The organism is Methylobacterium sp. Leaf91 (assembly GCF_001422815.1).
In the GTDB taxonomy this organism is placed as follows: domain Bacteria; phylum Pseudomonadota; class Alphaproteobacteria; order Rhizobiales; family Beijerinckiaceae; genus Methylobacterium.
On the sequence record NZ_LMMP01000012.1, the window covers coordinates 310,562 to 323,500 of the forward strand.

At 65.2% G+C, this 12,939-nt stretch carries 15 protein-coding genes; 11 read left to right on the top strand and 4 right to left on the bottom strand.

What is annotated here, in order from left to right; genetic code table 11:
* The first annotated feature begins 161 nt into the window (after window positions 1-161).
* From ASF32_RS12285 to mepA, 6 genes are all read left to right on the top strand, one after another.
* Entirely contained in the window at window positions 162-482 is a 321-nt protein-coding gene (locus ASF32_RS12285; protein ID WP_056428459.1) for a hypothetical protein, read from the top strand.
* Between the two features lie 99 nt (window positions 483-581).
* On the top strand, window positions 582-1,241 hold the full coding sequence (gene msrA, locus ASF32_RS12290) for a peptide-methionine (S)-S-oxide reductase MsrA (protein ID WP_056428462.1): 660 nt from the start codon (window positions 582-584) through the stop codon (window positions 1,239-1,241).
* 87 nt (window positions 1,242-1,328) lie between these two features.
* On the top strand, window positions 1,329-1,832 hold the full coding sequence (locus tag ASF32_RS12295) for a TIGR00645 family protein (protein WP_056428465.1): 504 nt from the start codon (window positions 1,329-1,331) through the stop codon (window positions 1,830-1,832).
* Between the two features lie 22 nt (window positions 1,833-1,854).
* Window positions 1,855-2,169, top strand: coding sequence for a DUF2293 domain-containing protein (locus tag ASF32_RS12300; RefSeq protein WP_056428468.1), 315 nt, complete (start codon window positions 1,855-1,857; stop codon window positions 2,167-2,169).
* 155 nt (window positions 2,170-2,324) lie between these two features.
* On the top strand, window positions 2,325-2,858 hold the full coding sequence (locus tag ASF32_RS12305) for a hypothetical protein (protein ID WP_056428471.1): 534 nt from the start codon (window positions 2,325-2,327) through the stop codon (window positions 2,856-2,858).
* A gap of 46 nt (window positions 2,859-2,904) precedes the next feature.
* Entirely contained in the window at window positions 2,905-3,834 is a 930-nt protein-coding gene (gene mepA / locus ASF32_RS12310) for a penicillin-insensitive murein endopeptidase (protein ID WP_156467782.1), read from the top strand.
* A 163-nt stretch (window positions 3,835-3,997) separates the two neighbouring features.
* Here mepA and ASF32_RS12315 read toward each other — a convergent pair whose 3' ends face one another.
* On the bottom strand, window positions 3,998-4,894 hold the full coding sequence (locus ASF32_RS12315) for an AraC family transcriptional regulator (RefSeq protein WP_056428474.1): 897 nt from the start codon (window positions 4,892-4,894) through the stop codon (window positions 3,998-4,000).
* A gap of 817 nt (window positions 4,895-5,711) precedes the next feature.
* Here ASF32_RS12315 and ASF32_RS12320 point away from each other — a divergent pair.
* From ASF32_RS12320 to ASF32_RS12335, 4 genes are all read left to right on the top strand, one after another.
* Complete coding sequence (locus ASF32_RS12320; RefSeq protein ID WP_056428477.1) at window positions 5,712-5,927, top strand: hypothetical protein; 216 nt, start codon at window positions 5,712-5,714, stop codon at window positions 5,925-5,927.
* A gap of 78 nt (window positions 5,928-6,005) precedes the next feature.
* On the top strand, window positions 6,006-6,209 hold the full coding sequence (locus ASF32_RS12325; protein WP_056428480.1) for a hypothetical protein: 204 nt from the start codon (window positions 6,006-6,008) through the stop codon (window positions 6,207-6,209).
* A gap of 137 nt (window positions 6,210-6,346) precedes the next feature.
* Window positions 6,347-7,624 carry an HlyD family efflux transporter periplasmic adaptor subunit gene (locus ASF32_RS12330; protein WP_056428483.1) on the top strand — a complete coding sequence of 426 codons (1,278 nt, stop codon included), beginning with the start codon at window positions 6,347-6,349 and terminating at the stop codon, window positions 7,622-7,624.
* A gap of 4 nt (window positions 7,625-7,628) precedes the next feature.
* Window positions 7,629-9,740 (top strand): peptidase domain-containing ABC transporter, encoded by a 2,112-nt coding sequence (locus tag ASF32_RS12335; protein WP_056428486.1) that lies wholly within the window; start codon window positions 7,629-7,631, stop codon window positions 9,738-9,740.
* Window positions 9,741-9,800: 60 nt separating this feature from the next.
* On the opposite strand, the gene ASF32_RS12340 is transcribed toward ASF32_RS12335, so the two are convergent.
* The 3 genes from ASF32_RS12340 to ASF32_RS12350 form a co-directional block, all read right to left on the bottom strand.
* On the bottom strand, window positions 9,801-10,199 hold the full coding sequence (locus ASF32_RS12340; RefSeq protein ID WP_056428489.1) for a cupin domain-containing protein: 399 nt from the start codon (window positions 10,197-10,199) through the stop codon (window positions 9,801-9,803).
* Window positions 10,200-10,232: 33 nt separating this feature from the next.
* Entirely contained in the window at window positions 10,233-10,988 is a 756-nt protein-coding gene (locus ASF32_RS12345) for a glucose 1-dehydrogenase (protein ID WP_056428491.1), read from the bottom strand.
* Between the two features lie 140 nt (window positions 10,989-11,128).
* Complete coding sequence (locus ASF32_RS12350) at window positions 11,129-12,043, bottom strand: LysR family transcriptional regulator (RefSeq protein ID WP_056428722.1); 915 nt, start codon at window positions 12,041-12,043, stop codon at window positions 11,129-11,131.
* A gap of 132 nt (window positions 12,044-12,175) precedes the next feature.
* Here ASF32_RS12350 and ASF32_RS12355 point away from each other — a divergent pair, with 132 nt between their 5' ends.
* Window positions 12,176-12,898 carry a sulfite exporter TauE/SafE family protein gene (locus ASF32_RS12355; RefSeq protein WP_056428495.1) on the top strand — a complete coding sequence of 241 codons (723 nt, stop codon included), beginning with the start codon at window positions 12,176-12,178 and terminating at the stop codon, window positions 12,896-12,898.
* Window positions 12,899-12,939: the final 41 nt, after the last annotated feature.

Genomic DNA, 12,939 nt, shown 5'->3' on the forward strand with positions numbered 1-12,939 from the left:
ATGTCTGGGCCGGGCTGTGCCACGGAGGCGTCTCGGGGCGCAATGGCAGTCCTCGCGCACTCATTGCCGGGACGGCGTGCGCCTCGGACACCTTGCGCCTCGCGACGGCGGCCCGTAATCCCGCAAGGCCGGCATGGGAGCCGGCTTGTGTGCAAGCCGCGATGCTCCGCTTTCTCAGCCGCCTCCTCGGATACGTCGTCCTCGCGGCGGGCTTTGTCGGCCTCGTCTATGATGGCGCGCGTTCGATCGCCAATAACGGCGTGCGCGTCACCAGCCTGAGCGACCTGCTGATGACACTGTTCAAGGAGCGCGGAAGCGCGCTTCAGGGCGCGGTGGAGAGCGTGGCGCCATGGCTTTGGCAAGCCCTCGTCCTGCCGCTGACCCTGGCCCCCGCCTGCCTCCTCGGCCTCGGCCTGGGGGCTTTCCTGCTCTGGCTCGGCCAGCCGCCCCGCGAGCCGATCGGCTTCCTCAGCCGGCCCTGACATCGACGTCCGGCGGCATGGCCGTTTCGACACGGGGCATTCAGGAACGGGGCCGGCACCCCATATAGGGGACATCCCGCCCTCTCATGGAGGCCCCCGATGCTCCAGTTCTTCCGCAAGCGTCCCGAGATGCCGAGCGCCACCGATGCGTTGCCCGGCCGGTCGACGCCGATTCCCACCACCGAGACCCATTTCGTCAACGGCAATCCGCTGAAAGGCCCTTATCCGGAGGGAACCGAGCAGATCGTCCTGGGACTCGGCTGCTTCTGGGGCACCGAGCGCAAGTTTTGGCAATTGCCGGACGGAATCGTCGTGACGGCGGTGGGGTACGCTGGCGGCTTCACGCCCAACCCGACTTACGAGGAGGTCTGCTCGGGCATGACCGGCCATAACGAGGTTGTCCTCGTCGTCTACGATCCGGCCGTGCGCCCTCTGGAGGCAGTGCTCAAGACGTTCTTCGAGAGCCATGACCCAACCCAGGGCATGCGCCAGGGCAACGATGTCGGCACGCAGTACCGTTCGGGAATCTACACGGCGAACAAGGCGCAGGCCGAGACCGCCCGACGCGTTCGGGAGGTCTACGGAGAGGCCTTGAAGGCACGCGGGTTCGGCGAGATCACGACGGAGATCGTCCCGCTCGATACGTTCTACTTCGCCGAGGGCTACCATCAGCAATACCTTGCCAAGAACCCGGCTGGCTATTGCGGTGTAGGCGGCACCGGAGTGACCTGTCCGGTCGGAACCGGGATCGCCGCCTGAGGCGCCCGGCTTATCCAAGCCCAAACCTTGTCGAGCTTGGCGGTACATGGCAAACCCCCGCCCGGTCGGACGGGGGTTTTGGGACAGATGGTCGAACAGGTTTTCGAACGCGTACTTTTCGCGTGTCGCTGGCTGCTGGCGCCCTTCTATGCCGCACTGGGCATCGGCATCGTCGTGCTGCTGGTCAAGCTGCTGCAGGAACTCGCCTACTTCGTCTTGCACATGTGGAGCGCCACTGAGTCGCAGATCATTCTCGGCGTGCTGACTCTGGTCGATCTGTCCTTCACCGCATCCTTGCTCATCATCGTGATGTTTTCGGGATACGAGAACTTCGTCTCGAAGATCGATCATACGGACCATAAGGACTGGCCCGAATGGATGGGGACGATCGACTTCACCGGACTGAAGCTGAAGCTGATGTCTTCGATCGTCGCTATCTCGGCGATCTCGCTGCTGAAAGCCTTCATGGACATCAAGGCGACACCGGACCGAGAGCTGTACTGGCTCGTCGGTCTCCACATGGTCTTCGTCGTCTCCGGCATCCTGATGGCCCTGACGGATCGGATCGCCGCCGGGCATCACGACAAGTAGGAACGTTCTGGGAGTCGGCTCGATGACCCGTGCGGAAGCCGTCGGTAAAGCGCTTCGGATCCTTGCTCCGCGCCTTCCCGCCTTCGAGACGGATTCCGTCCTTGCCCGGGCGCTGGCCAGTCCTGGCCTACGGAATGCGAGCCCCGAGACCGCGGCATGGCTCGCCCTCGTCGCCTTCGCCCGCCACGTCTTCACCGAATACGAATCCTATCTCGAAGAGGGCTACGACCGGGACAGCGCCCGCCATTTCGTCCTCGACGAGCTCAACGAGACGTTGCGCGGCTGGGGCGTGCGCCGAACCGTGTCCGAGGACGTAGAACAACCGGACGAGGAGTGACCCCCGCGTCGGCCCCGCCCCGCAAGGGGGGCGTGGCGCCTGGCTTGACCCTTCGGATAGGCGCCCTGCCGAAGTACATCTCTGCGGGAAACCTTTCCGGCGGCGCAACCGTTTCCACGATCGAGGGGGCCTCGACCGTTCACAGGACAGTGGCCATGCGCAGAATGCTCCCCATCATCGCCGGATTGGTGCTCGCATCCGGTGCGGGCCTCGCGGCCGACCGGGCATGGGCGCAGCAGGATGCCGATCCTGCCGCCTGTACCACGTTCGACTGGCCGATCCTGCGGGAGCAGGCCTGGTTCGAGGCGCCCTCCCTCCCCCGGCTCGATTCCGGCGCGACCCTCTCCGCGGAAATGCCGGGCGCCGTTCTGGCGCTCAAGCCGGTCGCGGGAGCCGATCTTCCCTTGACGCCTTCGCGGGAACCGAAGCCCGGCACGTTCGGCGGCAGCTTGCGGATCCCACCCGTCGTCACGCCCGGCCTGTATCAGGTGACGTTGTCGGACAATGCCTGGATCGACGTGAGCCAGGACGGCGCGACGACGCGCAAGCCCGTGGCGAGCACGATGCGGCCCGGATGTCCGGGCGTCTCGAAGAGCGTCCGGTTCCAGTTCGGTACCACTCCTATTCTCGTCGTCGTCAGTGGTGCGAAATCGGATTCGATCAAGATCGCGGTCGCACCGGCGGAATAGTCGAGAGCTCTCGACGGCCCGACGGCCGATAGACTAGGTTGGCGCCATGCACCTGACCTCTCGTCCATTCCGCCTCGCGGCCCTCGCCTTCCTCTTGTGTGGAGGGGCCGCACAGGCCCAGGATAGGGGCAGCGTAAACCCCAAGCCCCTTCCACCCCTGGCCGATCCCGATGCGCCGTCGACGCCGGCCAAAGCCCTGTTCGGGCGGGCGACGACACCGGCACCCGGCCCCGCCCGGCCCTATGGCTCTTATGCGAAGGGATGCTTTTCCGGCGGCGAGGCCCTGCCCAATGACGGACCGACCTGGCAAGTCATGCGCCTCTCCCGGAATCGGATGTGGGGCACACCGCATCTCGTGGATTTCATTGAGCGCCTAGCCGCCAAGGCTCCTCGCGTCGGATGGAACGGGCTTCTCGTGGGCGACATGTCCCAGCCTCGTGGCGGCCCGATGCTCACGGGCCACGCCTCGCATCAGCTCGGCCTCGACGCCGATGTCTGGCTCACGCCCATGCCCGACCACCGCATGACCCGCGCGGAGCGTGAGGAGACCTCTGCCACCAACGTGGTCCGCGCGGACCGCCTCGACATCGACCCGCAGGTCTGGACGCAGGAGCACCTCAAGCTGATCCGCCTCACGGCCCAACAGCCCGAAGTCGCGCGCCTCTTCGTCAACCCGGCGATCAAGAAGGCTTTGTGCCGGGAGGCGGGGGGCGACCGCTCCTGGCTCAACAAGGTGCGCCCGATGTACGGGCACAATTACCACTACCATATCCGCCTCTCCTGCCCGGCTGGGGACGACCAATGCGGAGACCAAGCGCCGCCGCCATCCGGCGACGGCTGCGGAGAGGAGCTCGCATACTGGTTCAGCGACGCCGTGCTGAACCCGCCGAAATCCACGAAGCCGGGGAAACCCAGACCGCCGATGACCATGGCGGCCCTTCCCGCAGCCTGCCGGATGGTGCTGAAGGCCCGGTAAGCTCAGCTTTCCCGCGAGCACATCGAGAATTCGTGTTTCGGGATCCACGCCGATGGGCGGGGATGCGCAGCCTCAGGCCGGATAGCCCATGCGATTCGGCATCACGGATGCCACATCCCGGAACAGTGGCACGCAACCGGGAGAGGCGGGTTCTACGCCCGACCTAATCGGCAACCGCATCGGCGGACCGGCTGTCGCGCGCACGGCGCACGAAAGCGCGCGGCGGTTGTCCCGTGAGACGGCGGAACGTCTTCGACATCTGGCTCGCATCGCTGAACCCCGCCAGGGGGACAATCTCGCTCAGACTCATCGTTCCGGTGGCGATAAGGTCCTGCGCACGGTTCACCCGCTCGCGCAGGATGAACTGGTAGGGCGTCACCCCGAATGACGTACGGAAAGCGCGGACCAGATGACCGACGCTGATACCGACCGCATCCGCGAGGTACTGCAGGCTCAGCGGTTCGGTGAGGTGGGTGAGAATCAGCTCTCGAAGGATGGCGGCCTGCGTCGAAGTCAGGGTCGGACCATTGCGGTGTGGAGGCGCATCGGTGCCTGAGAACAGCTGCAGCAGCGTCGCCGATACGCTTTCTACCAGCAGAGGACCGTTGGCGCAGCCGGTCTCGAGGTCGGCCGAGACTGCCTGCAGGAGATGGCCCGCGGCGACTTGAGAGCGCGACGGGAAGAACTGCGTCCGGATGCGCGTCTTGGCCAGGGACAGATCGGTAATGCGCTCGACGGCCTCTGGAGCCAGCTTGAGGACCATGGTGCGAAACGCACCGGTCCAGTTCTCGATCACGGTCGCCCCCGGCTCGAGGACCACGATGTTGTCCTCGGAGAAATGATAGCTCTGCCCGGACCACAGGAAGTGCTGGCTTTGCGGGGCCAACGAGAGCGCGAAATGGATGCCCTGCTGGACTATGGACGCCGTCCCATGGCTACCGAGCATCAGGTCGCAGAACCCGATACCGGCCCAGCCGAGCCCCGTACTGGTCTGGAGCACTGCCTCGATCTCGCCATCGAGTTCGAGCGTGCAACCGAACTCACTCCGCTCAACCCGCATTCACGATTTCATGGTGCATGTGAAACCCTCGTGCTGCAGCCAGCTCAATGGATTGTGCCTTACCGAAGCGTCAGAACTTCCCAGCTCTGCCGCAGGATATTCCGGCAACAGGCAAAGGAGACTTCGGCAATGTGGTGTGTCATTTCGAAGAAAATCGATCTGTCACTGTCCAACACGTCGCAGCCTCCGATGCAGAGATATGACACGCAACGAACCGATGCAAACAGAGCCGCTTGTTTAGAACTCCACTAATTGGACGCATCTTGTCCTTTTGCTTCGTCCATCGAAACGACTCATGGCGGCATGCACGCATTATGGAACAGGCGGAGCGTTTGCTCAGGCCTCGATTGAATTCTTCATCCGGTACACCTGATTTTGAAGGATCGTGAGATCATTGCGTCTATCGCCCCCAACATTGGGAGAAGCATTTTCCCCACAGTCAAGCCGAGCCCGTCTCTTCGATTCACATGCGACAAAATGTCAATTCTCTGAAAAAAGCTCTTTTGTTACCAACACTTATGGACTGCAATACAAAATTCCAGCCTTGACTCCGATTTCGATCAACAATCGCCAAAAACGCCTGTCGCAGGCGATATGATACAGGATATTATGCACCGCCGCCGAAGGCATATAGATATAGATCATCAATCGCCAATATAGGTCTATCCGTTCCTCCCTAAGATCGAAGGGTCGAGATAGTGACTTGATGGATCGGGCAAGAGGTGTAGTCTGGATGACAGAAAGCAATCCCGAACGCTTTCAAACATAGAACGACGAGAAAACAATCGATCTGCCGAACACATCTTGGAGAGAAAATATGTCGACTGCCAATGACACTATTCGCCCCCTCGAAGCATCCGAGCTCGATGCTGTCGGCGGCGGCCTCTCCCTGGGACTTGACCTCGACCTCTCCAGCGAACTCGGTGCCGTATCCGGCACGGTCGATCAGGTCGGCGGGCTGGTAAGCGGTCTCGTAGGCGGCCTTCTCGGTGCCGTAGGCGGCGTTGTCGGCGGACTGCTCGGCGGCAAGTAACGCTGCCTTCGAACCAGCGTCCTGATTTCTCTAGGCCCGGCGCGAAACGAACGCGCGGCCTCATACCGGAGCTATGACATGACCCAGAACCTCGACACCATCCGCGAACTCGACGCCAAGGAACTCGACGCCGTCGGCGGCGGCCTCTCCCTCGGCCTGGAACTGGACCTCTCCAGCGAACTCGGCGCCGTCTCCGGCGTGGTCGGTCAGGTAGGCGGATTGGTCAGCGGTCTCGTCGGTGGCCTTCTTGGCGCGGTCGGCGGTCTTCTCGGCGGCCATTGAACCACGCCACGAACTCTCCGCATCCTTCCGATCGGTAAATGAGCGCGGCGGGCCTGTAGGCCCGCCGCGTCCTTCGTGCATATGAAGCCGCAGAGCCGAAGCACGCCGTCTCTCGACCAGGAAAACCACCGGACCAGATGACGTCGCCGCTTTTCCGCGCAGAGGTCGCCCAGGCGCGGCGGGATTCCTGGCTGGGCGAGGCCCAGATCGTTCAGCCGCTCTCGATCCGGCTGATGACTGCGATCACGATCCTGATCACGATCGCCGCGCTCCTCTACGTCGTTTTCGGCACTTATACGCGGCGCATCCACGCCTTCGGCATGCTCACGCCGGATGTCGGTCTCATCACCGTGGCAAGCCCGGTGGCAGGACGCGTCAGCGTCTCGGGGGTGAAGGAGGGCGACAGGGTCGTTCAGGGCCAGCTGCTCTACACCCTGGACCTCGACGCCGTGTCGGCCAACGGTCCGACCCAGCAGCGCATCATCGATCAGCTGGCCCGGCAGAAGGAGACGATCGAGGCGCAATCTCGGTTGCGGTCGGCCATGGCGGCCACCGAGAAGCGCTCCCTCGCCGAGCAGATCGACAATCTGCAATCCCAGTCGCGGCAATTGGAGGAGCAGGTTCAGCTGCAGGAAAAGCTGGTGCCACCGCTGAAAGAGCGGGTCGATGTCCTCGCCAAGGCGGTGAGCGACGGCTTTGCCCGCTCAGCCGACCTCCAGAACCAGAATTACCTCTACCTGCAGGCGAGTTCCCAGCTTGCCCAGTTCCGCAACTCGCGTCTGCAGCTCATGGGCAAGGTCGGCGAGTTGCAGGCGACGCTCGCTACCTTCGACGACAAGCTCGCCCGCGACCTCGCCGAGATGGACCGCACCGCCGCCCAATTGGAGCAGCAGCGGGCCGAGAGCGAGGCACGCCGGGCCATCGAGGTGCGGGCGCCCGAGAAGGGCATTCTCACCTCGATCCGGGTCCAGGCCGGCCAAGGCGTGGCAGCGGGCGCCACCCTCCTCACCCTGCTACCGAGCGAGGGCCGGCTCCAAGCGAACCTGTTCGTGGAATCCTCAGCCATCGGCTTCATCGATACGGGGGAGGCCGTGATGCTGCGCTACGCGGCCTTTCCCTTCCAGCGCTTCGGCCTCTATCGCGGCACCGTCACGGAGGTGACCCGCGCGCCCCTGGAGGCCGCCGACCTGCCGGAAGCCGCCGGTACCAGGGCGAAGAACGGCGACGGCATCTACCGCATCATCGTGCGGCCGGACGAGAACAGCGTGATCGCCTATGGCGAGAGCCGGCGGCTGGAGGCCGGGATGCGGGTCGAGGCCGATATCGCCCTGGAGAAACGCCCTCTCTATCGCTGGCTCCTCGACCCGCTCTACCGGGTGAAGCGCAGCGTCGATCTCGTGACCCGGGGCGGATGAAAGCGTGAGCCTGCTCAGCACCCTCCAGTTCGGCTTCGGCCGGCGCGTGCCCGTCCTGCTCCAGGCGGAGGCTGCCGAATGCGGCATGGCCTGCCTCGGCATGGTGCTCGGCTATCACGGCCGACATGTGGATCTCGGCGCCCTGCGCCTCCGGCATGCCCTATCGCTCAAGGGCATGACCCTGCGCAACCTCATCGATCTGGCGGGCTCGATGGGCCTCGCCACGCGGGCCTTGCGGGCCGAGCTGAAGGATCTGCCCAAGCTCAAGACGCCGTGCATCCTGCATTGGGGGCTCAACCACTTCGTCGTGCTCACCGCCGTGAACGGCAGGGGGATCGTCATCCACGATCCCGCCCGGGGGCGGCGCAAGCTCACCTTCGCGGAGGCGTCGCGCGAGTTCACGGGCGTCGCCCTGGAGGCGAGCCCGACCACCAGCTTCGTGCGCGAGAAGCGCCGGCGCGGGCTGGCGCTGGGCGACCTCTTCCGCACGATGGGCGGCATCCGCCCGGCCCTCGCCCAGATCCTGGCCCTGTCCCTCGGCATCGAGCTCGTCGCGATCCTGATGCCGATCGCATCGCAGATCGTCATCGACGAGGTCATCGTCAACGCCGATCTCGACCTTTTGCTGGTGGTGGCGGTGGGGCTCGCCCTGCTGCTCGTCGTCCAGCTCGTCCTCTCGGTGGCGCGGACCTGGGCGATCATGCTCACCGGTACCAAACTGAACTACCAATGGTCGGGCAGCCTGTTTGACCACCTCTCGCGCCTGCCACTGGACTATTTCGAGAAGCGGCACGTCGGCGACGTGATCTCGCGCTTCGGCTCCCTGGCGACGATCCAGAAGGGGCTCACCACCGATCTCGTCCAGGCCGTGCTCGACGGCATCATGTCCATCGGCATGCTCGCCATGCTGGTGGTCTATGGCGGCTGGCTCTCCCTCGTGGTCGTCGCCTCGACGGCGCTCGCCGCAGCGCTGCGGATCGCCGCCTACGCTTCCTACCGCGAGGGCACCGAGGAAGCGATCGTTGCCGAAGCGCGCCAGCAGAGCCACTTCATCGAGACCGTGCGCGGCATGGCGAGCGTGAAGCTCCTCGACCTGCGCGAGCGCCGGCGCGGCACCTGGATGAACCACTTCGTGACCTCGCTGAATGCGCGGCTGCGGCTCCAGCGCCTCGATCTGATCTTCGGGCGGGCCAATGAGCTGCTGTTCGGTCTCGACCGGCTGCTCCTGCTCGTGCTCGGCGCGCGGGCGGTCATCGACCAGTCGATGACGCTCGGCATGTTGGTGGCCTTCCTTGCCTATCGCGACCAGTTCTCGCAGCGGATCGGCAACCTGATCCAGTCGGGCTTCCAGTTGCGCATGCTCAATGTCCAGACCGACCGGTTGTCGGACATCGTCATGAGCGAGCCCGAGGAGGGTTCCGGCTCCACCCTGGAACCGGCCGCCCCGGCGGTGATCCGGGCGGCGGAGGGGACGGGGAGTGTCGCCGTGAAGGGGCTCGCCCTGCGCTACGGCGCGGATGAGCCCTGGATCTTCCGCGATCTCAGCCTCGACGTGATGGCAGGGACGAGCTTCGCCATCACCGGCCCTTCGGGCTCAGGCAAGACCTCGTTGATGAAGATCATGATGGGCCTGCTGCCCGCGAGCGAGGGGCGCGTCCTCATCGACGGGCAGGAGATCCGCACCCTCGGGGCGGCCAGCTATCGCCGCCGGATCGCGGGCGTGATGCAGAATGACGGTCTCTTCGCCGGCTCCATCGCCGAGAACATCGCCAGTTTCGACGAGCGGCCCGATGCCGACTGGATCGAGGAATGCGCCGCGCGCGCGGCCATCCTCGCCGACATCAAGCGCACCCCGATGGGGTTCGAGACCCTGGTGGGCGATATGGGCTCTACGCTCTCGGGCGGCCAGAAGCAGCGGGTCATCCTGGCCCGCGCCCTCTATCGCAAACCGGAGATCCTGTTCCTCGACGAGGCGACGAGCCATCTCGACGAAGCGACGGAAGCCGTCATTGCCGAGGCTTTGCGCGACCTGCGCATGACCCGGATCATCGTCGCCCACCGCCCGGCCACCATTGCCGGAGCGGACCACGTCTTTACCCTGACGCCCTCCACATGAGGCCCCGTCGGGACGAGAGCCTCCACACCCGCCCGTCGAGGGGCGGCCCTGGCGCGAGCGTCAAACCCCGCGATAGTGTTCGTCGGTGACCTGTTCCAACCACGTCACCGCCCGGCCGTCGCGCTGCTCTTGGATCGCGATATGCGTCAGGGCCGTCGTTGCCGTTGCCCCGTGCCAGTGTTTTTCACCCGGCTCGAACCAGACGACATCGCCCGGCGCGACAGCCTCCATCGGGCCGCCCTCCCGCTGAACCCAGCCTGCCCCGAAGGTGACGATGAGCGTCTGGCCGAGCGGATGCGTATGCCAGGCCGTGCGGGCGCCCGGCTCGAACGTCACGCTCGCTCCGGCGACCCGCGCCGGCTCAAGTGCGGAGAAAAGAGGGTCGATCCGCACGGTCCCGGTAAACCATTCGGACGGTCCCCTGCCGGACGGTCGCGACCCGCTGCGTGTAATGTCCATTCGCCTGCTCCTCCGTTTCCACCGGATCGACCGTCAAAGCGACCAGCCACCGTCGATCACCGTGGCGGCTCCGGTCACGAACCCACCGAGGTCCGAGCACATCCAGAGCACCGCTTCCGCGATCTCCTCCGGCTTGCCGAGGCGCCCTACTGGTTCGAGGTCGATCGCTTTCTGAACGTCGCCTCCCGTGAAACGGTCCATCATCGGCGTTTCGATGTTGCCGGGCAGGATAGCGTTCACCCGTATGTTGTTCCTGGCATAGTCCAGTGCCGCCGAGCGGGTCAGACCGATGATGGCGTGTTTGGAAGCGGCATAGGCCGCGCCGCCCGCGACACCGCGGATGCCGGCACCGGAAGAGGTGTTGACCACCACGCCGCCGCCCTGGCGTACCATCTGCGCCAGCTCGTACTTCATGCAGAGGAAGGTTCCCCTCAGGTTGATGCCGAGGATGCGATCCCATTCGTCGAGTTCGATCTCGTGAACCGGCGTGGCCCTGTTCTCGACTCCGGCATTGTTGAAGGCGCAGTCGAGGCGTCCGAAGCGTTCGACGGTTCGGGCAATCGCCGCTTCCACCTCTTCCGGTAGAGACACGTCGCAACGGATCGCCAGTACTTCTCCGCCGGCCGCTTCAATCTCGGCCCGCAAGTCTTCCAGGGTCGCCTTACTCCGGTCGGCAATCGCCACACGAGCGCCCTCCGCCGCGAAAGCGAGGGCGGCGGCACGTCCGATGCCGCTGGCGGCACCGGTGACGAAAACGACCTTTTCGGTGAAACGGTGCGTGGTGAGCATGTCGGAAGCCTCCGGCTGGCCGTGATGGCGAGCCTTACCGCTCACCGATCAGCGAGAAGTAGGCTAACGGCGTCACTCCGATGACCCGCCATTGCTTCAACGGACCGATGAGCATGGCTCATCGCTGGGCGACATCGCGCCTACAGACCGAGCGGCCTAAGCTCGCGAACCAGATCGATGAGGAGCCGCAGGCCGGTCGGCACCTGGCGACGTCCCGGATAGTAAATGTGGAAGCCGGCTCCCGCGGGGGCCCAATCCGTCAGAACGACGCGCAGTTCACCGCGACTGACCGGCGACCTGACGCATGGTTCGGGGAGGTAGGCCAGTCCCCCGCCTGCCGTCGCGAGGGACAGCGCGAAGTGCGTGTTGTCGATGGTCACGGCGCCGGGCACGTCGAGCGCAAGCGGCTCACCGGCCCGTTCGAACTCCCAACCGTAGAGCCGTTCGTCACCGAGGCGGATGCGCAGACACCGATGCGCCAACAGATCATGTGGATGCGCCGGCGTTCCATGCCGATCGAGATAGCAGGGTGCGCCGACCACCACCCAGCGCAGGTCGGCCGACAGGCGCTGGGCAATCATATCCTGAGCGACGGTACCGCCATATCGGATGCCCGCATCGGCCCCGGCCTCCACGATGTCGAGCAGATCGTTGGAGACGCGGACGTCGATCTCGATCTGCGGATGGCGCTCGCTGAAGACGGGCAGCACGGGCGCGAGCAGCAGCGTGCTCGCATGTTCGAGCACATTGAGACGAATGCGCCCCGCGGCGTTCCCTGGCTCCCGGTGGCGGTTGAGTCCATCGAGCGCCGAACCGATCGCCGCGAAGGGTGCATCGAGCGACGCCAGAAGCTCTTCGCCCGTTGCGGTCAGGGTGACGCTCCGGCTGGTGCGGTTGATCAGCCGCACGCCGAGGCGAGCCTCCATCGCCTTGAGGGCATGGCTGAGCGCGGAGGCACTGACACCGAGTTCCAGCCCCGCGCGCCGGAAGCTCAGATGACGAGCGATGGCGAGGAAGGTGCCGAGATCGGCAAGATCGGTCCGACTGGTCAGCATGAGGCAGGGGAACATTCGCTGGCGGGAAAGTGATCCGAGCCGGCCTCCGTCGGCAAAGGCTCGCAGGCCGAGGTTATCCAACGTCAGGCATTGCCCCTAGGGACTTCCGGTTCGACCGGGCACAATCGGCCGATGGGTCTGCTTCTCATCCTCTCCATCGGCCTCGTGGCGGGTGTCGTCAGCGGCATCATCGGCACCGGCTCCTCGATCATGCTGGTGCCGGTCCTCGCTTATGTCTACGGGCCCAAGGAGGCCATCCCGATCATGGCGGTCGCAGCCGTGATGGCGAACCTCTCCCGCATCCTGGCATGGTGGCGAGAGGTCGACTGGCGGGCTGTCGCCGCCTATGCGGCGACTGGAATTCCCGCGGCAATGCTCGGCGCCCGCACGATGCTGGTCCTGCCGCCGCGGGCCGTCGATCTGGCGATCGGCGCGTTCCTTCTGGCTATGATCCCCGGACGCCGCTGGCTGGCCGACCGCCTCGTCAGGGTGCGGCTCCCCCACCTGGCGGTTGCAGGAGCAGTTATCGGCTTCCTGACCGGCATCGTCGCCTCGACCGGCCCGGCCTCGGTTCCGGTCTTCATCGGCTACGGCCTGACCAAGGGTGCGTTCATCGGCACGGAGGCCGCTGCGTCGCTGGCAATCTACCTGACCAAGATCCTGACCTTCCAGGGAACCGGCGCATTGCCGGTCGCGGATTTCGTCAGAGGCCTCGCCGTGGGCGCGGCTCTCATGGTGGGGGCGTTCGTGGCAAAGCCCTTCGTGCTTCGCCTCGCCCCGGAGACGTTCCGGTTCATGATGGACGGGCTTCTGGCGATCTCGGGCACGTGTCTCGTCTGGAATGGCCTCGGGTGACCCATCGCATCGAGGAGCCAAGGCCATACTCGACGCGAAAG